The organism is Paenibacillus sp. Z3-2 (assembly GCF_054161325.1).
The window spans coordinates 4,632,147-4,657,098 of record NZ_CP096397.1 but is presented as its reverse complement, the minus strand read 5'-3'; the positions used below and the strand labels follow the sequence as shown (position 1 = coordinate 4,657,098).

The window sequence follows — 24,952 nt, the reverse complement described above, 5'->3', positions numbered from 1 at the left end:
TTCGAACCCGGAACGCCATTTACGCGCCGCACCAAACCTATCTTTTCAACTAACTATGAAAGAAGTGGATCTACCTTGCCATCAGTTACACTCGAACGCAGTCGCAAAAAGCGGCTTGAACATGCACATCCATGGATATTTAACAACGAAATTGCCTCTGTTGACGGAAACCCGGAACCGGGAGATCTGGTCAATGTATTGAATCATCAAGGTCGCTATCTGGCGACAGGTTATTACAATCCCGCATCTCAGATCACAGTAAGGGTCGTAGCGTATCAACCGCTGGAGTCCGAACAGATGGACACCGCGTTCTTTGCAGCGCGATTCCGCGATTGCTTGCGTCATCGGGAACGCTTTATCCAGGATGGAGAGGCATATCGTCTCGTTTATGGAGAAGCTGATTTTCTACCAGGACTGATTGTTGACCGTTTCGGTAGCATCCTTGTTGTACAGTTGCTTACACTCGGCATGGATCGTTGCCGTGAAGCTATCGTACAGGCACTCATTGAAGTGATGCAGCCGGAAGGCATATTTGAGCGCAGTGATGTCTCGATTCGTGAACTGGAAGGTTTGGAACAAACCAAAGGCCCATTGTACGGGGATTGCCCGCGGCATGTCACCGTTACAGAGAACGGACTACTCATTAAAGTGGATATCGTAGAAGGACAGAAGACAGGTTACTTCTTCGACCAACGCGAAAATCGTGCAGCCATCGAACCGCTTATGAAGGGGTGGGGCTACAAGAGTGGAATCACACTCCAACAGACCGAGCAGGATGGCACAGAGCAGCTGTTGCCAGTGAATAAAAGCGGTAAAGTGGTTACATTCCCTTATTGGGATGGCGCTACCGTGCTGGAGTGCTTCTCACACACAGGCAGTTTCACGTTGAATGCTTGCAAGTATGGAGCCAAAAAAGTGACATGTCTTGATATTTCGGAGCACGCCATTGAGAGTGCACGAACGAATGTGGAGCTGAACGGTTTTACCGATCGCGTAGAATTCGTTGTTGCTGATGCATTCCAGTACTTGCGTGAACAAGTGAAAGGGCTGGATGAGCGTACCGCACGTGCACGTGCAGGCGAACAAAAAGTAGATACATCCAAAGCGCTTGCAGCTGGCGGTAAAACATTTGATGTAGTCATCCTCGATCCTCCTGCGTTTGCCAAAACGAAATCAGCAGTTAAAGGTGCATGTCGCGGTTATAAGGATATCAACCTGCAAGGAATGAAACTGGTTAATGAGGGCGGATATTTGGTAACAGCCAGTTGTTCGTATCATATGCGTCCTGATCTCTTCCTGGACACGATTGCGGATGCGGCGGAAGATGCTGGCAAAGTGCTGCGTCTAATCGACTGGAAGGCAGCAGGTAAGGATCACCCGCAAATTTTGGGCGTGGATGAAGGACATTACCTGAAATTTGCTATCTTCGAAGTGCGCAGTAAAAAGAATTAATTGTACGAATTAAGTTCCAATGAAGTATAGGTCAAGTCTAAAGTCCACAGTGTGAATAGCTGCGGGCTTTTTGCTGTTTTGCTGTGTTAACGGAGATGATCTCCGGTTTTACCGGATAGTGGCAAACGTATGTTCCGAACCAAGTCAGATATGTTATACTGGGAATTAAAATCTTGTACGTGTGGTTTGGAGGATTAGACATGTCCGTTCGTTTTGTTATTGGCCGGGCAGGCAGCGGCAAAAGCTCGCTGATTACCCGGGAAATTACATCCCTTCTTCAAAAGGAGCCGCAAGGTAAACCTTTGATTTTACTCGTTCCGGAACAGAGTTCCTTTCGAACAGAGCAAGCATTGGTGTCTTCTGGAGCAATTAAAGGTACGATGCGTGCAGAAGTGCTCGGCTTTCGCCGTTTAGCCTACCGCATAATGCAGGAAGCAGGCGGTTCTGCTCGTATTCCAATCGGAGCCGAAGGCAAAAAGATGCTGCTCTACAAAGTCATCCAGCGCCGTAAGGATGAATTGAAGCTATTTGGTGCATCTGGCAGCCAGCTGGGTTTTATAGGGGAATTAAATGACTTATATAGTGAATTTAAACGTTATGAAGTTGATCCATCATTGCTGGAAGAAGGGTTGTCTGGATGGAATATTTCATCCTCTTCGCCGATTCTGGAGGATAAGCTACATGACTTGAATCTGATATATCGTGACTATGAACAGGAACTGACCGAATTATATATTGATGATGAAGACACGTTGACCGAACTGACAGAGCGTTTGTCGGAAAGTTCATTGCTGCAAGATGCCCAGATCTGGATTGATGGTTTTCAGGGATTCACGCCACAGGAGATGAGTGTGATCGGTCGGCTCATGTTGCAATGCTCTTCCGTGACGATTGCCCTGACATTGGATCGCCCTTATGATCACGGTGCTTTGCCTGGAGAACTGGAGCTGTTCTATCCCACGGCAAGTGCTTACGCGCGTCTCAAAGGAATGGCCGAAGAACTGGGTGTAACGAGCGATACAACTGTACTTGATTCGGAGACTCCACCGAGATACAAGGATCGTCCGGGACTTGCTCATCTGGAGGCAGGCTTTGATCGCCGAATTCGCTGGAAAAGTGAAGGCCTTGATTCCGGAATCCGATTGGTCGCAGCTGAGAACCGTCGAGCTGAGATGGAGGGAGCACTCCGTGAGATGCGGCGCTTGGCGCAAAACGAAGGTGCGCGTTATCGGGATATGGCCGTACTTGTTCGTCAGTTGGATACCTACGCTGATATAGCTAAACCGTTATTCAGAGATTATGGCGTGCCCGTCTTTCTGGACCGCAGAAGAAATGAACTTCATCATCCTTTATCCGAGTTTATCCGTTCCGCACTCGACATTGTTCGTCGACACTGGCGTTACGAGGATGTATTTCGCTGCGTCAAAACGGACCTACTGCTTCCGCGTGATGGTTCCATCACCCGTGAAGATATGGACCAGCTTGAGAATTATGTATTGGCTTGTGGTATTCATGGGTATCGCTGGACTGACGGCAAACCGTGGAAATATGTGCCAAGCCTTTCGCTTGAAGACAATGGTCAGGATGGCCGTAGTCGAGGACGGGATCAGATGCTGTCTTTAATGGAGAGTTGTCGAACGGTCATTACAGATTCCATGGGTGCTTTTGAGAAACGAATGAAAAAGGCAAAGACAGCCAAAGCCCAATGCGAGGCACTATACAGATTGCTGGAAGAGGCCGAGATTCCATGGAAACTGGAGAGTATGTCTGCTGAAGCTAAGGCTCAAGGTGACCCCGAACGGTCGAGAGAACATCGGCAGATGTGGGGAGCTGTGTTGGATTTATTGGATCAGATGGTTGATATGATGGGGAATGAACGGCTGGATATCACTCTATTTGCCGGGATGATCGAGACCGGATTGACCGAACTGAAGCTGGGTCTGGTACCACCAGCACTTGATCAGGTATTGGTCGGTTCCATGGATCGTACACGTCTTCAGGATATCAAATACGTATTTATTCTCGGTGCAGTGGATGGTGAACTGCCTGCTGTACCTCAGGAGGATGGAGTATTAACGGAGCTGGAAAGATCGTTGCTGACAGAAAGAGGCGTGGCGCTTGGACCAGGAGCAACAAGACAGATGCTGGATGAACGTTTTCTGATCTATACAGCACTTACAGCGGCAAGCAGCCAGTTGTGGCTGAGTTATCCGGTTGCTGATGATGAGGGAAAAACACTGCTTCCTTCCGAGATTGTCCGTCATGTACGGAAGATGTTTGGTTTACAAGAACAGCCATTGCTCGCTCAACCACCGGTTACGAACTCGGAAGAAACTCATTGGTCCTATGTCACCCATCCGGGTCAGAGTCTGTCTACGCTCATTGGACAATTGCGCAAATGGCGCCGTGGAGAAGACATTCCAGAAATGTGGTGGGCGGTCTACAATTGGCATGTATCTCGGGAGACAAGCAGACCTCAGCTAGAGCGGTTGCTGGGATCGATCTTTTACCGTAATCGGGCATTGCCCCTACGTACAGCTACCAGTCGCAGATTGTATGGCACAGAGGTGAGAACGAGTGTTTCACGAATGGAGCGGTTCGTAGCTTGTCCGTTCTCCCATTTTGCTTCGCACGGGCTGCGCCTCAAAGAACGGCAATTGTACCGTCTTCAGGCTCCTGATATCGGACAACTGTTTCATGCTGCATTGAGCCAACTGGCTATGCGATTGCGTGAAGAAAATCGTAGTTGGGGCAGCTTGACTCCAGACCAATGTCGCAAGGAAGCCGAGCAAACGGTGGAGCAGATTGCACCGCAACTGCAAGGAGAGATTTTGTTAAGCACCAAGCGATACGGTTATATTTTCCGCAAGTTGAAGGACATTGTTAGCCGGGCATCCGTTATTCTCGGTGAACAGTCCAGGCGTGGAAGTTTTGAACCGATTGGGTTGGAGCTTGATTTTGGACCGGATAAAACACTGCCACCTCTGCGATTTGAACTGGAGAATGGCTGTGTGATGGAGATTGTGGGTCGGATTGACCGTGTGGATGTGGCAGAAGGAGAGAACGGTCTGCTATTGCGTGTCATTGACTACAAGTCCAGCCAGACGGATCTCAAGCTGCATGAAGTGTACTATGGTCTGTCATTGCAGATGCTCACCTATCTGGAGGTGTTGCTTAGTGCTGCCGAGGAATGGCTTGGAGAAACGGCTATGCCGGGAGGAACGCTGTATTTCCATGTGCATAACCCGTTGTTGCAATCCGCAAATGGCCTGACATCGGAGCAGGCCGGACAAGAACTGTTGAAAAGGTTCAAAATGAAAGGTCTGCTGTTGGCGGACCGGGATGCAATTGCGCAAATGGATAACACCCTGGATAAAGGGTATTCAGCCATTATTCCGGTTGCCCTTAAGGCAGACGGCAGTTTTTATAGCAGCGCTGCAGTAGCTACGCCAGAGCAATGGGATACGCTGCTTGCTTCGGTTCGGAGTAATATCCGCGAGATTGGCACCCGAATTACGGATGGGGATGTGGCCATTGAGCCTTATCGTATTCAGCAGGAAGTGGCGTGCACGTTCTGTCCGTATAAGCCTGTTTGTCAGTTTGATGAGAATATTGAAGGAAATGAATATAACCTGTTGTCCAAACCGGGCAAACAGCAAATCTGGGATATGTTAGCTCACACCAAGGGAGGGGAAACATCATGACGAATATGCCAAAACCGGAAGGAAGCTTCTGGAGTGATGACCAATGGAGTGCCATCTCCGAAAGCGGAGAAGACATTCTGGTTGCGGCTGCGGCGGGATCAGGCAAGACAGCTGTATTGGTTGAACGAATTATTCGCAAGATTGCAGATCCCTCCCAAGGATTCAGTGTGGATCGCTTACTTGTTGCCACGTTTACCAAAGCGGCGGCCGCCGAGATGAAACAACGGATTCGGGAAGCGCTGGAACTTGCGCTGGAAGAACAGCCTGGAGAAGAACATTTGCGTAAGCAGCTGTCGCTGCTTGGGCGTGCATCTATTACAACATTGCATTCATTCTGTATGGAAGTCATTCGCCGTTACTATCAGCAAATTCCGTTGAATCCGGCTTTCCGTATCCTGAATGAAAATGAAGCGGAAATCATGCGGCAGGAATTGCTCGAAGAACTCTTTGAGGAAAAGTATGGTGAAGAAGATGAAGGCAGTACATTCCGTGAGTTGGTGGACTGGTTCAGTGGAGAGCGAAACGATGATGCCATGCATCGACTTGTGCAACGATTGTATGATTTCTCCCGCAGTCATTCCTGGCCGGATCATTGGCTCTCAGAGATGGCATCCGCTTTTCAGGTGGAAAGCGTAGAGAAGCTTGGACACTCAGCATGGGTTCAGAGCATTTTGCGTGATGCGGCACTTGCCTTAAGTGGTGCAGCAGGACTGCTCCGTCAAGGCATCCATATTTCCATGCAGCCTGAAGGTCCGGCACCATATGCAGAGACGTTAAAAGAGGACCTGGTGATGGTGGAAGAGCTGTTGTCTGCGGTTGAGGTTATGCCATGGGAGAGGTTGCCTGAAGTGTTTCAACCCGCTGCATTTGGCAAACTGAAACCCTGCAAAAAAGATCAGACGGACCCGGCATTACAGGATCAGGTGAAGGAACTCCGTGAAGCTGCGAAAAAGGCAGTTTCCGACCTGAAAGGTTCATTGTTCGGAAGAACTGCGTTTTCGTTCTGGCAGGAGCTGGAGCAGGCGGCGCCACTCATGCAGGAACTGTCGAGGCTGGTTAGTACATTTGGAGAACGTTATCGACAGGCCAAACAGGAACGGGGGCAAGTTGACTTCAGTGATCTGGAGCATTACTGCCTTCACATTTTGCGACATGAGGATTCAACGCCTGAACTGTCGATGCCTTCCGATGCGGCTATGGAGTACCGTTCGCGGTTCGATGAAGTATTACTCGATGAATATCAGGACACCAATACGGTTCAGGAAGATATCGTGAAGCTGATCTCCAGAGAAAATCCGGGTAACCGATTCATGGTAGGTGATGTCAAACAGAGTATCTACCGTTTTCGGTTGGCTGAGCCGGGTCTATTTATGAACAAGTATCGCCAGTATGGAGCGAGCACACGTGAGGATGGAAGTGTTGAAGATCGCCTGAGTCGTACAGGCCAACGTATTGATCTTGCACGGAATTTCCGCAGTCGTGCAGAAGTCGTGCATTCGGTCAACATGATATTCCGGCAACTCATGAACGAAGGCGTGGCAGAGATTGCTTACGATGAACGAGCTCAGCTGGCATATGGGGCTACGTTCCCATCAGAGACGCTTGGCGATGAGGCGTATACACCTGAACTCATGCTGATTGATCGTCAGGGCGGTGGGCCTGATCTGACAGAGAGTACGGATGAGAATGGGGATGCATCGATCTCCGCAGAGCTGGAGAGTGCCGAACTCGAAACAGCCCAGTTGGAAGCACGGGCGATTGCAAGGCGTATTCGTGAAATGGTTGGGGACACGGACAAGCCTGCGCTCCATGTATATGACAAAGCCCTGCAAACGATGCGCCCGGCACGTTACGGCGACATGGTCATTTTGTTGCGTTCGACCTTGATGTGGGCTCCGCTCATGATTGAGGAATTCAGACAGCAGGGAATTCCTGCTGGAGGAGAACAGAGCAAGGGCTACTTCCAGGCTACAGAAGTGGAAATCATGATGTCTCTGCTTCAGCTTGTTGATAATCCAAGGCAGGATATACCGCTCGCTTCAGTGCTGCGTTCCCCGATTGTCGGACTGGACGAAGAGGAGCTGGCACAGATTCGTCTTGGTGACAAAAGACAGTCATTCTATGATGCGGTTATATCAGCTGCTGGAGAATGGAACGATTCCTCCACGAATGCCGTACAACAATCCCGGCAGGATAACGATCCTGATTCCAATATGGTCCAGTTGCAGTGGCCGGAAGCCTGGTCAGAGATGGAACAGGGACAGCGGGAAACAGCAGCTTCTGTCGAGGCAGAGATCCTGGATGATGGATGTGAATTCGGTGTGCATACAGATGGAATTCAAGATGCTGGTTTTACCGGGAGCGCAAGCGAAGATATGGGCATAACGGAGATTTCAGGCTCGGAGCTTGAGCAAAAGTTGATCCGATTTATGCGTCAATTGGAGCAGTGGAGACTTGAGGCGAGACAAGGCAGTCTAAGTGAACTGATCTGGCGTATGTATCGGGAAACCGGGTATTTGGACTGGGTTGGTGGTCTTCCAGGAGGCCTGCAACGTCAAAGTAATCTTAAGGCACTGTACGATCGCGCACGACAATATGAGGAATCAACTGCGAATCGCGGCTTGTTCCGCTTCCTGACTTATGTCTCCAGACTGCGGGAAAACGGGGGAGACCTCGGAACTGTAGCAGGTAGTTCAGGTGAGCAGGACAACGCCGTACGTATTATGACCATTCACCGGAGTAAAGGTTTGGAGTTTCCGATTGTCTTTGTCGGGGGCATATCCAAAATGTTCAATCAGCAGGATCTGAACGCACCGTTTCTCATGCATAAGGAACTGGGATTTGGTCCGAGGTTTGTGGATCGTGAGAACCGGGTTGCCTATCCTACACTAGCCAATCTGGCGATTCGTCGTCGGGCCCAATTTGAACTGCTTGCTGAAGAGATGCGTGTGCTGTATGTTGCGTTGACCCGTCCCAAAGAGAAAATGATTTTGCTGGGTACCGTAAAAGATGCATCGAAAAAAGCACTGGCGTGGTCTCAGGTCAAGGATAGCCCTGATCTGGCATTGCCGGACTATCTGCTTGCTGCCGGACGGAGCTACCTGGACTGGATTGGGCCATCCCTGATGAGACATCCAGATGCGGCTGTGCTGCGTGAACTTGCAGGAAGCAATGATTCATTCTCAGCCTGTCTTGCAGATGATCAATCACGATGGGCGATTTCTATTATTTCTGCCGATCAGGTATCCCGTGACCATGTGGTGGATCAGACACTCGGAGAAGAAGACGGGATGACTGAGGTGCGGAAAGAACGAATTGCTGCGCTCAAAGCGGTTCAGCCTGTGAGGTTGGCTCCATCCTCAACTGTAAAAGAGCTGACGGAGAGTGCACAAAATGTAGCTAACCAAAACTTTGGAGATGAAGGTACAGATCCAGGAATCTCTCAAGCAGAAGAGACACACCTGATTCGCGAGGTTGATCAACGGCTTTCGTGGACTTATCCCTATGAAGCAGCAACTCAAGTAGCAGCCAGCACATCTGTGACCGAATTGAAAACGTTACTTGCGATGCAAGACATCCAGTCCGTAGAGGTGATGGAGGAACTGGGAGAACAGTCCGAGAGAATATTAGATCACAACACTTCAGGAATGAATTACATCAAGGGTGAAGCAATCCATGTACTACGTGGCGCATCCGTTGAATCTATCGAGCATGAGGCTGAATTAGGGTCAGTTTCAAACAGTACGGTGAACGTTTCGGGTGCGGGATCTGAGGGTGCGTCTTTCAAATTGCACCTGCGTCGTCCCAAATTTATGGGGGAGAAACAACTGACTGGGGCAGAACGAGGGAACGTGTATCATACGTTGATGCAGCATCTGCCTATAGATGGATCAGGCATTGATTCACAGCTTATTGAGCACACAATTGGGCGACTGGTGGAGCTTCAGATTTTGCTGTCCCATCACGCGGAGGCTATCGAACCTGAAGAACTGGTCGGATTCTTCGATACAGAACCAGGGAAAGAACTGTTGCGTGCAGAGTGGGTAAAACGGGAGATTCCGTTTGTGTATGGACTTCCGGCACATCAGTCCCCTGTGGAATGGCTCCATGAACGTGCAGCGAACTCAGATATGCAGATGCTAAATGAAGATCGCAAAATGCAGGCAACGATTGAAAACGAAACGGTGCTTGTACAGGGCATTATCGATTGTCTGTATGAGGTGGACGGCGAGCTTGTCCTGCTTGATTACAAGACGGATCGAGTATTGGAGCATCGTGGTGGTTTGGATCAACTCACCAAAAATTATCGCTTCCAACTGGATCTGTATGGACGGGCCATTGAAGATATACTGGGTCGGAAAGTTGACCGGAAATGGCTGTACTTTTTTGACGGTGGACATGCAGTGAAATTGTAAAAGAGACGGATTGGAATTCAGAACCATGGATCTCACATGGGAGAGGGGTGGTACGGACGATGCGTATTTTGCATACAGGGGACTGGCATTTGGGAAAAACGCTGGAAGGACGAAGTCGACTGCGTGAACAGGAAGATTTCGTTGATGAACTCGTCAGGTTGGCTGATGAGCAGCAGGCGGATGCCATATTGATGGCCGGAGATGTATATGATTCCGTCAATCCTCCGGCAGCGGCGGAACAACTTTTTTATGAAGCGGCTGCACGTCTGACGGAGCACGGAAGGCCTCTCGTGGTGATTGCAGGAAATCATGATCAGCCAGAGCGGGTGGCTTCTGTGACTCCGCTTGTAAACAGACAGGGCATCACACTCGTAGGCATGCCTACTTCAGAAGCAGTAACCATCCATGCACAGCGGACCGGAGAGACTGCACAGATTGCGGCATTACCTTATCCTTCTGAAGCAAGATTGAATGAATTGCTGACAACGGATGGGGATGAAAATGTGCTTCGTCAGGCATATAGCCACCGGGTAGGCATGTTAATGCAGCGTCTGGCAGCTTCTTTTCGCCCGGATACTGTGAACTTGGCCATGAGCCATATCTATGTGCTCGGCGGACTTGAGAGTGATTCGGAACGTCCGATTCAGATCGGTGGGGCCTACACGGTAGATCCTTCGTCTTTATCGACTGGTGCGCAATACACGGCACTCGGGCATCTTCATCGTGCACAGGCTGTCAAGGGAGACGGTGTGATTCGATATAGTGGCTCTCCGCTGGCCTACAGCTTCTCGGAAGCGGGGCAGAGCAAGTCTGTCACGATGGTTGATCTTGCACCAGGCGGAGCTGCACAGGTAGAGGAAGTCTTGTTAACGTCCGGGCGTCCGCTCGTTCGTTGGCAGGCGCGTGGTGGTCTGGCGGAAGTATATCGCTGGCTGGATGAGGGACGTGATCCGCAGGCTTTTATCGACATGGAAGTGTGGTTGGACGAGGCGATGTCTCTGAAGGAGATTCAGCAGCTGCGAAAATCACATGAGGGTATTATTCATATTCGACCCGTGTATCCCGAGATGGCTGCAGCAGGACTTTTGGAGCAACGATCTGAACTGCCGGTCCACGAACTGTTCCGTAAATTCTATCAGCGTCAGACGGGTGGCGCACAACCGGAAGACAGCCTGGTACAGCTTTTCCTGGAACTTGTCGATGAAGATGAGCCGGGTGTGCGTGAGGAGGTCGAGGAAAGATGAAGCCGATTTTATTAAAAGTCGCCGGACTGCAAAGCTATCGGGAGATGCAGGAAATTGATTTTACCGTGCTGACGGAGACAGGGTTATTCGGTATATTCGGTCCAACAGGCAGTGGTAAATCTTCCTTGCTTGATGCAATCACACTCGCCATGTACGGAAAAGTGGAACGTGCGGTGAACGGCACGCAGGGCATTATGAATCATGCAGAGGATTCGTTGTCGGTTGCTTTTACATTCGAACTGATGTCAGCAGAGGGGACTCGAAGATTTCGGGTAGAGCGACGTTTCAAACGAAACAATGAAGTATCCGTGAGTAACACGATCAGCAAATTCATAGAGACAGTTCATGGCGAAGAACAGGTACTTGCCGACAAATTGGCAGATGTTAATCGCTGCGTTGAAAATGTGATCGGTTTAAAAATGGATGATTTTACACGGGCAGTCGTGCTTCCGCAAGGGAAGTTTGCCGAGTTTTTGTCACTCAAAGGCAGTGAACGTCGCCAGATGCTGCAACGCTTATTCCATCTGGAGAAGTATGGGGATCAGCTGGCCATCAAATTAAGTCGGCGGGTTAAGGATAACGATACGGTTCACCAATCTCTTGCTGCCGAGCAACAGGGACTTGGCAATGCCAGCAAGGAGACACTGGAAGAGACCAAACGTCTTCTTCAAATCGCAGTGCAACAGTCTGAATTGTCTCGCAAAGCGCTGGATGAAGCGGTGAAGGAAGCCGAACAGCTGGGTAAAATACGTGAGTTAAGTAACGAACGGCAGGCCCGTACAGATGAACAGCAGAAGCTGAAAGCACTGGAACCACAGATGGAGGCAGGCGAACAACGGCTGAAACAATCCGTAGCAGCAGATGCAATACTGCCTGCGTTGCAGACGGTTCGAGATGCTATGGCTATGCAGAAGCAACGGCAGGCTATAGCAGAGACAGCTCACCAGCAAGCATTGGAACATGAGCGTCTGTCCGTTCAGGAAGCTGAGAAGGCCGAGATCGCACGTACGCAAATGGCTGAGGAAGAACCGAAACTGCTGTTGCGCCTGGAGCAACTTGAACAAGCGAAAGAGCTGCAAAGGGAACGGGACGGGCTTCAAGCGGATTGCTCTAGCCTCACGCAGCTTCTGGAACAGGGACAGGGCGAACAGACTGCGCTGGGACAGCAGCTTGAGAAAGAAAAGGAGTTGCAGCAGCGCGGGCGCAAACGGCGTGAGGAACTTCAGGAGAGCCTCAAGTCGAATGAAGTGAAGTCAGAGGAACGCAGGCAGCTTCAGGCTGCACTTGAACTGAAGCATCGTGTGGATATTGCCGCGGAGCAGTTGCAGCAAAACAAGGCTGACATGCAATCCTACAAGCAGTCAGCAGAACAGGGAGCCGACAAGCTGAAGGCGGCGGCTGAGGAAGAAAGACGCCTGAGTGATCAGCGTCAGCATCTGATAGAACAGGCGTCAGCAGGTCTTGAGGCCTTGCTTGCCTGTGAGCAGGACATTAGCCGCGAACAGAGCCTGCTGGCCCTTGCTGAGGAACAGCTGCGTGACACGATGCGTGAGCAGGAGCTGCACCGGCTGTCCTCCGCTTTGCGCGCCGAACTGAAGGGCGGCGAGCCATGCCCGGTGTGCGGCTCGCCGCATCACCCGCTCCCGGCTGCGCCGCCGGGAGAAGATCCGCACGCAGGCGATGCGGACCTGGAACTGCTGCGCAGCCTGCACGCGGAGCTGCAGGAGCTGCGCTTTGGGCTGCGCCAGCAGCTGCACGAACGTCGCAGCCTGCTGACGCAGCTTGGCGCTGCGGCCGGCGAAGCTCCTGCCGCAGCCGAGGCCGCGCCTGCGGCAGCGGAGCCCGAGCCCGCCGGGTCGCCCGAACACGGGCGCTCCCCGGCAGCCTGGGCATCGCGTGCCGCTGCGCTGCGCGAAGCCGCGCAGGCGCTGGCTGGCGCAGCAGCGCCATTGCAGGCGGAAGCCGCCGCGTTGCAGCAGGCGGCTGTAGGCGCGCAGCAGCGCCGCATGGAAGCGGCAGCAGCCCAAGAGGCCGGCCGTGCCGGTCTCGCCCAGGCGGAGCGCAAGCTGGCTGAGAGCGAGGCCGCAGCGGCTGCCTTGCAGGGCCGCTGGGCCTCGGAACTGCCGGGCATCGCTCAGGCGGAGGCCAAGGCCCTCTATCAGGCGATGCAGGAGCGCGACGCGCGCGCCGAAGACATCAAGGAACGTCTGAACAAAAGCGTGACGTTCCTTGAGGAAAAAGATCAGATCATCCAATCGCTCCAGCAGAAGCTGGTTGAATTGGACAAACAACTGATCCAGTGGCAAACGCAGTGGCAGGGTAACAGCAAACAGCTGGCCGAGAAGGAAGAACGCTTGCGTCAGTGGGTTGGGGAGCAGCGGGTAGAAGACCTGATTGCATCGGCTCAGGTTCGTCTGGATGGACTGCGAAAAGCAGCTGCCGAGTCGGCACAACGCTTCAAAGAAGCAGACACCCTGAAGCAGGAGTCAACCAAGAAAGATGTCATGGCACAGCAAGCCGCCGTCTCGGCCGCAGAACATTTGCAACAGGCCCAGGAGCGCTGGCGGCAATTGCTGGAACAATCTCCGTTTGACTCGGATGATGCTGTCGTGTCCGCGGCGATTCCATCCCAGGAGGCGGAACGATTGGAAGGGGAGATCCAGCAGCACCGTGAACGTGAGCGTGAACTGGCATCCCAATTGCGCGAACTGGAACAGAAGTTGGGTGGTGCTAATGTATCGGATGAACAGTGGTTCGCCTGTACCGAACGTTTGCAGCAAGTCAGGACTGAGGATGAGGCGGCTCTTCGTGCCAAAGCACGGGCAGAACGTGATCTCGAGGATGTAGAGCAGCGACATGTTCGCTGGACCGAACTGGAGAACAAACGGGTGGAGGTAGGCCGTCAAGGCGAACTGCTCAGCAAACTTCAATCCGCGTTCAGAGGCAATGCTTTTGTCGAGTATATTGCCGAAGAACAACTGATGCAGGTTAGTCATGCGGCTTCTCAGCGTCTGCGTTTCCTGACCAAACAACGCTATTCACTGGAGGTGGACTCCGGTGGTGGTTTTGTAATCTGTGATGATGCCAATGGGGGAGTCAAACGACCAGTATCAACGTTGTCAGGTGGCGAGACGTTCTTGACCTCATTGTCATTGGCGTTGGCACTGTCGGCCCAGATTCAGCTGCGAGGCCAGTACCCACTTCAATTCTTCTTCCTGGATGAAGGGTTCGGTACACTTGACCCGGAGCTATTAGATACAGTTATCACGTCTTTGGAAAAACTGCATGACGACCGATTGGCTGTCGGTGTAATCAGTCACGTTCCTGAACTGCGCGCACGCTTGCCGCGTAAGCTTGTGGTGATTCCGGCAGGTGAAGGCGGAGGCGGTTCGCGGGTGGTCTTGGAGACCCTGTAGAGAGCAAGATGTATAATCTGTTATATGTGCCGGGCTCATGATCCAAGATTTTGCGAGATGGTCGAAGAATACGGCGCTGGACTTAAGTTTATTAGAGACTAGACCTGTCGTCAGAATGACTTTCATTTTTGATGAATCGAATGTTATTGTAAAAAAAATTCTTTTCTTGCTTTTTATAACTTAGCGTAGTGAGTTACATCACAGATACAGGTTCATCTCGCTGTTATACTACAGTTAAGCCGACAAATTTTATTTTAAGTACCCCGGCGGACATCTGATCAGGACGCTTCCTGAATAGATGTCCGCGCAGCAGCCTTCCAAGGAAGCCGCTACGGGGTGCTTCTTTTTTTGTATTTTTAACGTTGTGTCAATTCGCCCAGATCTGAATACCATGAAAAGGTGATCAAGAGCAGATTCAGGGAGGCGTTGGCAAGTGGAAAAGGTGGAAGCGAAGAAAATATGCAAGGAACACATGCACCGATATGTATGTGTGCAGATGAATGACGGCATGCAATATGATGGCATTATGGAAAACGTGGATGATGAAATGATTTATCTGGCTGTTCCAGTTGGACCTGAAGCTGTCGTACATCATGCGAACTGGGCTCCAAATGCAATGCCGGGAGCGAATTACCCTATAGGTCATACCCGTGGATTCTATCCAGGATACGGGTACCCTACGCCTTATCCTTATTATGGTTACGGCCGCAGACGTTTTAACCGACTCGTGCTCCCGTTATTTGCACTCACTGCATTAACGTTGCTGCCTTATTATTGAACCATGCACTGGCGTAAATTCTGATCAGTTGCTTAGATGGAGCGAAATGGGTTTCAACTGAATAAAAAAAAATAATTATTAAAGGATGGATCAAGCATAGAACCTTTCTCATCTCCACGTGCAAGAATGGAACTCATTGAGATGCAGAGAGGTTTTTTGCTTTTAGATAATATCTGTTCATTATCTCCAGTCGATAAGTTCACTTGATTGGTATGGAAAGAAGAGTCTTTAACATGCTGATACTTGTAAGCAAAAAAGATGTTCACCAGTAGTGAAGAAAATTGGACTAGACTTTTTACTTCGGGTATGATGTACAGGAATACATAATTTTGAAAACAAAAGGAGGGTATGAACTATGGATTGCTTATTTTGCAAAATTGTAGAGGGCAGCATCCCCTCCAATAAAGTACTGGAGAATGACCATGTTATTGTTTTTCATGACATCCAGCCCGCTGCGCCTACACATGTTCTCGTCATTCCGAAGAAACATATTGCTTCCATGAATGAAGTTACCGCAGAAGATCTGCCTTTGATCGGTGAGATTCATCTTGCTGCTCAAGAAGCCGCCAAACGTCTTGGCGTGCACGAAACAGGATATCGCCTGATCAACAACTGTGGTAAGGATGGAGAGCAAACTGTCCACCATCTGCATTACCATTTGCTTGGCGGCACCAGACTTGGTGTACTGACAAGTTTATCTGATTCTCACAAATAATCGAGCTAATGTGTGCTAATATCACGGATTTAGACATATGCTTAAATCTATGAATATGTGACCTAACGCTCGTATAAATGAATCAATTCATAATACCTTAGCTAACTCAATAAGGTTACAAAAATCTATTTTTAGTGAGTTATGAAATTGATTCAAATAAGTGATCATTACATTGAGGTTGACACCTTTATTACCTTTCGCCTATAATGAAAGATGATGAACCGTGTTATTGCTCTTGGACGGTCTGGTCGGAGGGAGGGAAAACTGGTGTCTGAAACTAAAGTTCGCAAAAACGAGACTATTGATGCTGCACTTCGTCGTTTTAAACGTTCCATCGCTAAAGATGGCGTATTGGCTGAGGTGAAGAAACGTAAGCATTATGAGAAGCCAAGCGTAAAGCGCAAGAAAAAGTCCGAGGCTGCTCGTAAGAGAAAGTTTTAGGAGGATTTTAACTACATGAATCTTAGCGAACGATTGAACGAAGATATGAAGCAAGCGATGAAGAGTAAGGACAAGTTCAGACTCTCCAACATTCGGTTGATTCGTTCGACGATCAAGAATCTTGAAATAGATTTGAAAAGAGATTTGGATGACAACGAAGTGCTTGATATCCTGAGTCGTGAAATCAAACAGCGCAAAGATGCCCTCCAAGAATTTGACAAAGCGGGCCGTGAAGACCTCGCGGCAAATGCAAAAGCGGAAATTGAAATACTTATCCAGTACCTTCCCGCACAGCTTACCGAAGAAGAAATTAAAGTTATTGTACAGCAGACCATCCAGGAAACCGGTGCTTCTTCGAAAGCCGAGATGGGGAAAGTCATGGCGGCGCTTATGCCGAAAGTTAAAGGCAAAGCGGACGGCAAACTGGTAAATCAAGCAGTTCAACAATTTCTGCAATAAAGCAAATCAATAAACACCTTCTGACTTGTCAGGAGGTGTTTTTTCCACTTACAAGAACGCATTATGTCCTTAATAGCAACTATTTCTTTTAAATGGTTAATATATATTATTATGGTTTTAATTCTTGCAATTGCTCCAGTTTTCAAATATAATTTTAAGATTTTGAAACGAAATGTTGCATTGTACGTAATAAATACCATAAGCTGGACAGTATAACATTAATGGAAAAGGGGGGACTATTGTGAAGGGAAAGCGCCGGAAGAAGCTTGCGGGGCCATTGATGCTCTTAATGCTGCTGACGCTGTTGCTTCCTGTCTGGATTGGATCACCGTCAGCGCATGCAGCTGAGAAGAGTGGCGCCGTATATATTATTCCGGTTGACAAACCAATCGAGCAGGGACTTGGCAAGTTCATGGAACGCGGGTTTAAGGAAGCGGAAAAGATGAACGCTGGCCTGATCGTTCTTGATATCAATACGCCGGGAGGCCGTGTCGACACTGCGGAAGCGTTGGGTACCCTGATTAAGGACAGTCCGATAGAGACTGTTGCATTTATCCGTGGAGATGCTGCTTCAGCCGGAAGTTTTCTGGCTCTGAATGCAGATAAGATCGTAATGTCGCCAGGCAGTATGATCGGTGCGGCAGCAATGGTGGACAGTTCAGGCAAACATGTTGATGATCCAAAGCTTGTTGCGTTTTGGAAAAGCAAAATGCAGGGAGCAGCTGAGATTAGTGGCCGTGACGGCAAGATCGCGGCTGGAATGACGGATGTTAACATGGTTGTGGAAATGCCAGAGATCAATAAAACAAAGCAAAAAGGTGAAATTATTGCTCTCTCGGCTGAAGAAGCGCTGAAAGTCGGTTATGCCGACCACATCAGCAACACACCGGAAGAAGCGGCAACCTGGCTCGGTTACAGTCAGGATGATGTATTCAAGGTAGAACGGACGACAGCAGAGAATATCTCATCTTTTCTTACCAATCCTGTTGTCATGACCGTATTGTTGTTCCTCGGAATCGCGGGTGTAGCCATTGAACTGATCGTTCCTGGGTTCGGGGTTCCTGGTATTGTCGGTATTGTGTGTTTTGTCCTGTATTTCTCAGGAAATTACGTTGCCGGTTTTGCAGGAGCAGAGACGTGGGTATTGTTCACTGTCGGACTCATCCTGATGATTCTGGAGATGTTCATACCAAGCATGGGTATTTTGGGTATTCTGGGATCAATTGCGCTAGTTGCCGGTGTTGTGAGGGCTGCTTATGATACGAGTGATGCATTCGTTTCTTTGGGTATCGCTTTCGGAGCAGCATTGGTAGTCATTGCGATTATCGCAGTACTGTTTAAAGATCGAGGGATATGGAATCGATTTATACTGAGTGACAGTTTGTCTGCGGAACGTGGATACTCCTCCGCTACCGAACGTAAAGAGTTGATTGGACTGCAAGGCATCAGTCTGACACCGCTTCGACCTTCTGGAACAGCGATGTTTGAAGGGGAACGAATTGATGTTGTGACAGATGGGGATTTCATTCCGATTGACACGCCGATTATTGTGATAAAAGCGGAAGGTACCCGGATTGTGGTTCAGCAAGCTTTACCGGTGTAGCCCGCTCTGTTGCCGAAGTGGAATAACGCTTTGGTAACATACATAACCACCTAGCTGAAGCTGCCAGAGAGGTGGTGCATTTATTCATCCATTTAGCAGCTGACTCAGTAATGTCTTTTCTGATGTGTTTATCAAATTCAAATTGCAAATGGAGGAAATTAAACAATGGAACCAACCATGATTACGGTTTTGCTCATTGCGGTAGTTGCCATTATCGTATTGAGCGTATTCTTCAGCTTTTTCCCGGTAATGCTCTGGATCTCGGCAATTGCATCCGGTGTGCGTGTTAGTATTATTACCCTGGTCGCGATGAGACTCAGACGTGTAACACCTAGCCGAATCGTAAATCCGATGATCAAAGCCACTAAAGCAGGTATTCAATTGTCGATGAATCAACTGGAAAGTCACTTCCTGGCTGGTGGTAACGTTGACCGTGTGGTTAACGCTCTGATCGCTGCCCAGCGTGCAAACATTCCACTCGAATTTGAACGTGCTGCTGCGATTGACCTTGCTGGTCGTGACGTATTGCAGGCGGTTCAAATGAGTGTTAACCCGCGTGTTATCGAAACGCCTGTTGTATCTGCGGTGGCAAAAGATGGTATCGAAGTCAATGTTCGAGCAAGAATTACAGTTCGTGCGAATATCGATCGACTCGTCGGTGGTGCTGGTGAAGAGACAATCATTGCCCGTGTCGGTGAAGGGATCGTAAGTACCAACGGTTCGGCAGAAACGCATAAAGTGGTGTTGGAAAATCCGGATCTGATCTCTCGTACAGTTTTGTCCAAAGGGCTGGATTCTGGAACTGCCTTTGAGATCCTGTCCATTGATATTGCGGACGTGGATATCGGTAAAAATATTGGTGCTTTCTTGCAAACTGAGCAGGCAGAAGCTGACAAGCGAATCGCTCAAGCCAAAGCGGAAGAACGTCGTGCGATGGCTGTAGCACAAGAGCAAGAGATGAAAGCACGCGTTGTTGAGATGAGAGCGCGCGTTGTTGAGTCTGAATCCGCAGTACCACTTGCAATGGCTGAGGCTTTACGTAGTGGTAAGATTGGTGTCATGGATTACATGAACCTGAAAAATATTGAAGCGGATACTCAAATGCGTAATACACTGGGAAAACCTGTTGAAGGTTCGAGTTCCAACGATCAGGGTGATTCCAAAAACGGAAGATAGGCGGTGAGTGCATATGGGCCTATTTGAATGGATTTTTGATAATCTGTATATTGTAGCCGTTATCGGCTTTATGCTCTTCTCCTTTTTGGGGAAAGCGGCCAAATCGGCTGATCCGAACAAAAAGCGTCCTGGCAACGGGATGCCTACGTTTGGAGGCAGTGGTGATTCAGACCGAGATGAACGCTCAAGAGACAACTCATCTACGCAACAGTCTTCCGGACATACTGATCCCCGTTATGATGAACAGTATGACGATCGGTACGAAGACGAACAATATGAGAATCAGTATGATCAGCCATATTCGGAGCCTGCTGCTTCTTCTGGCACAGCCAGTAACCATAGAAGTGAGAATTCCTCAAGAGGAATGGAAAGCTCGCTTGAGCAACAGATGAAAGAAGTGGAACGACAGGAGCGTTTGATTCAAGAGAGATTAAATCGCTTCTCTTCTGCAAATAAACCTGTTGTGTCTGATTCCAGTTGGGATATACCCAGCACGGAGGAATCGGGTGTGTCTCCCCTTCGCTCTGCCGATATTCGTACAGGTGTGTTGTGGGCAGAAGTACTGGGTCCTCCCCGTTCCAAACAGCCGTTTGGTACAAGAGGGAAACTGTAACCAAGTTTCATAATGAACAGAAATAGAGCCGTCTCTGGTGAGCAGAAAGCCGCCGGAGACGGCTTTTTTTGTGTTCTTTACTTTTTTCTCAACATTCGTCCCTAACACGCCCCGGAATTTTCATAAATTCTTGAATCTGCGCATAAGTTGAACTGTAGAGGAAGGGGGAAGACCTTCGAATGACCCGGATCAGCCGCAAGCTGCGCAGATGGACCAGTGAAGTGCTGGATCTGCCGCAGGATGTGCTTTATGATATGCCACGGTTAACCCTAATCGGCAGCAAGCAACTGTATATAGAGAATCATCGCGGTGTCATCCATTTCACGCCGGATCGCATCGTGCTGGCTCTTTCCCAAGGCCAGTTGGAGATCAGAGGAACTGCCTTGGTGATACGCAACATTTTGCCGGATGAAGTAGCTGTTGAAGGAACGATTCTGGATATTCATATGAATGGAGTGGAGGGGAACGGATGAAGCAGCCCAGTCTGTACAAACTGCGGGGAGCAGTCCGAATCACGGTCACTGGGGGAGACATTGAAGCATTAATCAACACGGTGGCAGAGCAGGGACTGGAAGTGTGGAACCTGCGTGCTCACGATGGACGCGTAGCAGAGATGAATATTCTGCTGCCGCATTTTTTCAGGCTGCGTCCTGTGTTGAAACGGACAGGCTGCAGAGTGAAAGTAACCCACCGTAGCGGTTTTCCTTTTTTTGCGGCCCGACTATTGCGAAGGAAGTTCTTTCTCGGTGGAATGCTGTTTTTTGTGGCAGCTTTGTTTGCGTTGTCGTCTATGGTATGGAATGTGGAGGTCAAGGGGAACGTTACCATTCCCACGGACGAAGTGCTCGCAGCAGCGAAGAAAGAGGGGGTATACCCTTTCCAGTGGGGGTTCCGCTTGCAAAGCCAAGACAAGCTCTCCAGGCAGCTTGCACTCGCTCTGCCGGATGTAACCTGGATTGGAGTAAGCAAAGAAGGGACAACCATTACCATTCAAGTCGTGGAGTCCGCACAACCGAAGCGCGAACCGTTACTGAATCCGAGACATTTGATCAGCAAATCAGATGCTGTTGTCACTCAAATCTATGCGGAGCAGGGGCGTCCTGTCGTTCAGAAGGACATGCGTGTCAAAAAGGGCCAGGTACTGATCTCGGGCATTCTTGGAGACGAAGAGAACACCAAGACTATTGTTGCCAAAGGCGAAGTGCGTGGACTGGTATGGCGTGAGTATCAGGTACAGGTTCCTCTTGTGCAAAAACATAATACGATGACCGGTGAGAGCAAAGAACGGTTTTACATGGTGCTGGGGAAATGGGCGATCCAATTGTGGGGATACGGAAGTACACCGTTCAGTTCCTTTGATACCGAGAGTAATCATAAACCACTAACCTGGAGATCCTTTACACTACCCATGGGCTGGTTGACAGAGAAGGATCTGGAGACCCGTGAACATGAGGAACAACAGACCATAGAGTGGGCCAGAACGAAAGGATTGGAAGGAGCAAGAAACGATATTATTGCTAAAAACGGCAAAGGAACGAAAATTATAAGTGAAAAAATTTTGCATGAGAAGAAAGAGAATGGTAAAGTTTATATGAAAGTCTTATTTGAAGTAGAAGAAAGCATTGCGGAAGAACTTCCGCTATTCCATAGTCAAGGAGAATGAGGATATTTGTCAGAGCCAACACGCAGCATACAAATCTCCCTCCAGAGTGCGGGAGAGGGCCAATCTCTTTTTGGACCCCAAGATACTTTTCTTAAACTGATTGAATCCGAGATTCCCGCCCAGATTGCATCCCGTGAAGCGGAGATTGTGATTTTCGGCAATGCACAGCATGTGGAATCGCTTGAACAATTATTTGATGTGTTACTGCAGTTGATACGCAATGGATATGTGTTAACCGAAAGAGATGTGAAATATGCGATTGAACTTGCCAAGGATATGCGGGCAGATCAGCTATTGGATCTGTTCAAGGGCGAGATTACCACGACATACCGAGGTAAACCAATCCGTGTTAAAACCATTGGACAGAAGCACTATGTAACTACAATTAAAAAACGTGATATTGTATTTGGTATTGGTCCTGCCGGTACGGGTAAAACCTACCTTGCTGTTGTACTGGCTGTTGCAGCAATCAAGGAAGGCAGCGTCAAACGTATTGTGCTCACACGGCCTGCTGTTGAAGCAGGAGAGAGTCTTGGTTTTTTGCCAGGTGATCTTCAGGAAAAGGTAGACCCGTATTTGAGACCATTGTACGATGCCCTGTATGACGTTATGGGACAGGAACAGACCGCGAAGGCACTGGAGCGAGGGTTAATCGAAATCGCACCACTCGCCTATATGCGGGGGCGTACGCTGGACGACTCCTTCATCATTCTTGATGAAGCACAGAACACAACACCGGAACAGATGAAGATGTTCCTGACCCGTCTTGGTTTTGGCTCCAAAATGGTCATTACCGGAGATGTGACACAGATTGATTTACCGCGTGGTAAGAAATCCGGGCTTGTGGAAGCGAATACGATCTTGAACGAAGTTAAAGAGATTGGATTTGTCTATTTTGCCGAGCAAGATGTTGTGCGGCATTCCCTCGTCCAGAAAATTATCGTAGCTTACAACCACGCCGCAGAAAATCAAGCATAGAAAGGGATTGTCTAAAGTGACCTCGAAGGAACCGTCAAAAGGCAAATCTTTTCAGAATAAGGCTACAGGATGGAAGTATAGCGTGTGGGCACGCTATCTTCTGTTTTTGTTTCTGGTGATTCTTTTCTACGTGAGTCTGGCTTCCAAGTTGCTCCCCGAGCGGTATGATATTCAGGAAGGTACACGGAGTGAAGTGGACATAGCTGCGCCCATGCAGATTCCAAATAACAAGGCCACACTCAAAGCACAGGAAGAAGCTGCTGAACGGGTACAGCCGATATTTCAGATTGTGCAGATGCGAAACGAAAATTTGATGACGACCCTGCTTGATCGTGTAGATCGATTGAACCAGGATGATCAGATTTCAAGTCAGGACAAGATTGATATTTATCGGGATGAAATCCCGCAGCGTCAGAAGGATTTTGTGACCAATTATATCAATAACAATCGGAAAGCCGGTACATACTCCGAGACTCTGTTGGAAGAGATCAGAAACGTGGTACAGGAGCAAAGCTACCGTATTCCCGAAGAAACCTACATCAAAATCTCGCGTCTGACATCGGATGATATCCAAGAGATGAAACCAGTTGCGAGGGATATTGTTGCCCGGTTAATGACAGATCAGATCAACGATGCAACCACTGCACGTGCGAAAGTAGCCGAGATGGTGAGTGTCAGCTCGCTCAGTAAGCGTACGCAACGTGAGGTGGTGCAAGAACTTGCTCGCCTCGTAGTGACCGCTAACCGTTTCTATGACGAAGAGGGAACCAAGGAAGCGAAAGTTCAGGCGCGTGAGAACACGCAAACGGTCTTTATCAAGCAAGGGGACACATTAGTTGCCAAGGGTGAAATGATCACCCCGGAAATGTATACGCTCCTGGATGAGAATGACTTGCTGAAAAATGAAGTGAACTACTGGCCGCAGCTTGGACTTCTTATGTTTTCCTGCCTGTTGTCGGCAGCAATTCTGATGTATATTCAGCAAGGCAGCGGAACGCACTTTAAATATAATAATGCGCAGCTGTTGATGCTTGTTCTCATTTTTATTATTACGATTGTGGTTATGCATGTAACGGCGATTATCCAGACCAATGAGAGGTCTTATGTAGGTTTCCTTGCGCCTGTTGCGGTAGGGGCGATGTTAATTGCGCTTCTCCTGGATACCTCGCTTGCCTTTGTATGTTCGATTTTGATCGGTATGTTGTCCAGCATTATTTTGAACACGCATCAGGGTCAGCTTTTTGACTTTGAACTGGGCTTCTTCGCTGTATTAGTTTCGTTTGTTGCGATCTTCGCAACTCATAAGGCTAGCCAGCGATCAACGATCCTGAAAGGGGCCATTATGGTCTGTCTGTTCGGATCCATAGCCGTCTTCACCCTGGCCTTGATTGACTCGGGCGATTGGAACCGAACCACGACACTGTATGGCGTTGGGTTTGCATTTGCGGGTGGCGTGCTGACTGCGATCTTGGTGATTGGGCTGATGCCATTTTTCGAAACTTCATTTGGTATCTTGTCAGCGCTCAAACTGGTGGAACTGTCCAATCCGAACCATCCGCTTCTTCGCAAGTTGCTGACGGAGACACCGGGTACCTATCATCATAGCGTTATGGTAGGTAATCTGTCCGAAGCTGCAGCAGAGGCCATTGGAGCTAACGGATTGCTCTGCCGAGTGGGATCGTATTATCATGATATTGGCAAGACCAAGCGACCCATCTATTTTATTGAAAATCAGAATAATATGGAGAATCCACATGATTCGATCGATCCGAAACTGAGCAAATCCATTATCATTGCCCATGCGCGTGATGGTGTGGAAATGCAGAAGGACTACAAACTGCCCAAACCTATTCGGGATATTGCGGAACAGCATCACGGCACAACATTTCTCCACTATTTCTATCACAAAGCACTGCGCCAAGCAGAAGAAGCAGGAGTTGAACCTGATTTCACGGAAGAGGATTTCCGTTACCCTGGGCCGAAGGCTCAGTCCAAGGAATCTGCTATTGTTGGCATTGCCGATAGTGTGGAGGCTGCTGTGAGATCTTTGCGCAAACCTACAGTGGAGCAAGTGGAGTCGATGATTGAGAAAATTATTAAAGGGCGATTGGACGATCATCAGTTCAACGATTGTGATCTCACGATGCGTGAACTGGATATCGTCGCCAGAACATTGAAGGAAACGGTGATGGGTATCTTCCACTCCAGGATAGAATATCCGGAGGAGATTAAGAAACCGAAGCCGACTTCGCCCGAAGCAGGCTAGTTCAATAATATGAGCAGACAGGAGTTATG

At 49.1% G+C, this 24,952-nt stretch carries 16 protein-coding genes; all 16 read left to right on the top strand.

What is annotated here, in order from left to right; translation table 11 throughout:
* Positions 1–75 precede the first annotated feature (75 nt).
* The 16 genes from M1D71_RS20790 (at position 76) to M1D71_RS20715 (ending at position 24,923) form a co-directional block, all read left to right on the top strand.
* Positions 76–1,452, top strand: coding sequence for a class I SAM-dependent rRNA methyltransferase (locus tag M1D71_RS20790; protein WP_458123471.1), 1,377 nt, complete (start codon positions 76–78; stop codon positions 1,450–1,452).
* 200 nt (positions 1,453–1,652) lie between these two features.
* A complete protein-coding gene (gene addB / locus M1D71_RS20785; RefSeq protein WP_458123470.1) occupies positions 1,653–5,156 on the top strand; it encodes a helicase-exonuclease AddAB subunit AddB in 3,504 nt (1,167 codons plus the stop codon).
* Entirely contained in the window at positions 5,153–9,571 is a 4,419-nt protein-coding gene (gene addA / locus M1D71_RS20780; RefSeq protein WP_458123469.1) for a helicase-exonuclease AddAB subunit AddA, read from the top strand. The genes addB and addA overlap by 4 nt, the downstream gene beginning before the upstream one ends.
* Positions 9,572–9,630: 59 nt before the next feature.
* Complete coding sequence (locus M1D71_RS20775) at positions 9,631–10,815, top strand: exonuclease SbcCD subunit D (protein ID WP_458123468.1); 1,185 nt, start codon at positions 9,631–9,633, stop codon at positions 10,813–10,815.
* Positions 10,812–14,231 (top strand): AAA family ATPase, encoded by a 3,420-nt coding sequence (locus tag M1D71_RS20770; protein WP_458123467.1) that lies wholly within the window; start codon positions 10,812–10,814, stop codon positions 14,229–14,231. Before M1D71_RS20775 ends, M1D71_RS20770 begins: the two co-directional genes overlap by 4 nt.
* A gap of 433 nt (positions 14,232–14,664) precedes the next feature.
* Positions 14,665–15,009 carry a hypothetical protein gene (locus M1D71_RS20765; RefSeq protein WP_145323265.1) on the top strand — a complete coding sequence of 115 codons (345 nt, stop codon included), beginning with the start codon at positions 14,665–14,667 and terminating at the stop codon, positions 15,007–15,009.
* Positions 15,010–15,364: 355 nt separating this feature from the next.
* Entirely contained in the window at positions 15,365–15,724 is a 360-nt protein-coding gene (locus tag M1D71_RS20760) for a histidine triad nucleotide-binding protein (protein ID WP_145323263.1), read from the top strand.
* Positions 15,725–15,991: 267 nt separating this feature from the next.
* Positions 15,992–16,165 (top strand): 30S ribosomal protein S21, encoded by a 174-nt coding sequence (gene rpsU, locus M1D71_RS20755; RefSeq protein ID WP_005547957.1) that lies wholly within the window; start codon positions 15,992–15,994, stop codon positions 16,163–16,165.
* 15 nt (positions 16,166–16,180) lie between these two features.
* A complete protein-coding gene (locus M1D71_RS20750) occupies positions 16,181–16,624 on the top strand; it encodes a GatB/YqeY domain-containing protein (RefSeq protein ID WP_458123466.1) in 444 nt (147 codons plus the stop codon).
* A 280-nt stretch (positions 16,625–16,904) separates the two neighbouring features.
* Positions 16,905–18,227: an NfeD family protein gene (locus M1D71_RS20745; RefSeq protein WP_458127318.1), complete on the top strand. Its 1,323-nt coding sequence runs from the start codon at positions 16,905–16,907 to the stop codon at positions 18,225–18,227.
* A gap of 165 nt (positions 18,228–18,392) precedes the next feature.
* Complete coding sequence (gene floA, locus M1D71_RS20740) at positions 18,393–19,403, top strand: flotillin-like protein FloA (protein WP_458123465.1); 1,011 nt, start codon at positions 18,393–18,395, stop codon at positions 19,401–19,403.
* Between the two features lie 13 nt (positions 19,404–19,416).
* Positions 19,417–20,016, top strand: coding sequence for a hypothetical protein (locus M1D71_RS20735; protein WP_458123464.1), 600 nt, complete (start codon positions 19,417–19,419; stop codon positions 20,014–20,016).
* Between the two features lie 179 nt (positions 20,017–20,195).
* The gene (yqfC, locus tag M1D71_RS20730; protein ID WP_458123463.1) at positions 20,196–20,489 is read left to right on the top strand and encodes a sporulation protein YqfC; all 294 of its coding nucleotides are present in this window, start codon (positions 20,196–20,198) and stop codon (positions 20,487–20,489) included.
* The gene (gene yqfD / locus M1D71_RS20725) at positions 20,486–21,679 is read left to right on the top strand and encodes a sporulation protein YqfD (protein ID WP_458123462.1); all 1,194 of its coding nucleotides are present in this window, start codon (positions 20,486–20,488) and stop codon (positions 21,677–21,679) included. The genes yqfC and yqfD overlap by 4 nt, the downstream gene beginning before the upstream one ends.
* Positions 21,680–21,685: 6 nt before the next feature.
* Positions 21,686–22,657 (top strand): PhoH family protein, encoded by a 972-nt coding sequence (locus M1D71_RS20720; protein WP_458123461.1) that lies wholly within the window; start codon positions 21,686–21,688, stop codon positions 22,655–22,657.
* Positions 22,658–22,673: 16 nt separating this feature from the next.
* The gene (locus M1D71_RS20715) at positions 22,674–24,923 is read left to right on the top strand and encodes an HD family phosphohydrolase (protein WP_458123460.1); all 2,250 of its coding nucleotides are present in this window, start codon (positions 22,674–22,676) and stop codon (positions 24,921–24,923) included.
* Positions 24,924–24,952 lie beyond the last annotated feature (29 nt).

Bases quoted from the DNA above. Each gene is read 5' to 3' on its own strand.
- addA (WP_458123469.1), top strand. From the start codon at position 5,153: ATGACGAATATGCCAAAACCGGAAGGAAGCTTCTGGAGTGATGACCAA.
- M1D71_RS20770 (WP_458123467.1), top strand. From the start codon at position 10,812: ATGAAGCCGATTTTATTAAAAGTCGCCGGACTGCAAAGCTATCGGGAG.
- yqfD (WP_458123462.1), top strand. From the start codon at position 20,486: ATGAAGCAGCCCAGTCTGTACAAACTGCGGGGAGCAGTCCGAATCACG.
- M1D71_RS20760 (WP_145323263.1), top strand. From the start codon at position 15,365: ATGGATTGCTTATTTTGCAAAATTGTAGAGGGCAGCATCCCCTCCAAT.
- M1D71_RS20775 (WP_458123468.1), top strand. From the start codon at position 9,631: ATGCGTATTTTGCATACAGGGGACTGGCATTTGGGAAAAACGCTGGAA.
- M1D71_RS20735 (WP_458123464.1), top strand. From the start codon at position 19,417: ATGGGCCTATTTGAATGGATTTTTGATAATCTGTATATTGTAGCCGTT.
- yqfC (WP_458123463.1), top strand. From the start codon at position 20,196: ATGACCCGGATCAGCCGCAAGCTGCGCAGATGGACCAGTGAAGTGCTG.
- M1D71_RS20745 (WP_458127318.1), top strand. From the start codon at position 16,905: ATGCTCTTAATGCTGCTGACGCTGTTGCTTCCTGTCTGGATTGGATCA.
- floA (WP_458123465.1), top strand. From the start codon at position 18,393: ATGGAACCAACCATGATTACGGTTTTGCTCATTGCGGTAGTTGCCATT.
- addB (WP_458123470.1), top strand. From the start codon at position 1,653: ATGTCCGTTCGTTTTGTTATTGGCCGGGCAGGCAGCGGCAAAAGCTCG.
- M1D71_RS20750 (WP_458123466.1), top strand. From the start codon at position 16,181: ATGAATCTTAGCGAACGATTGAACGAAGATATGAAGCAAGCGATGAAG.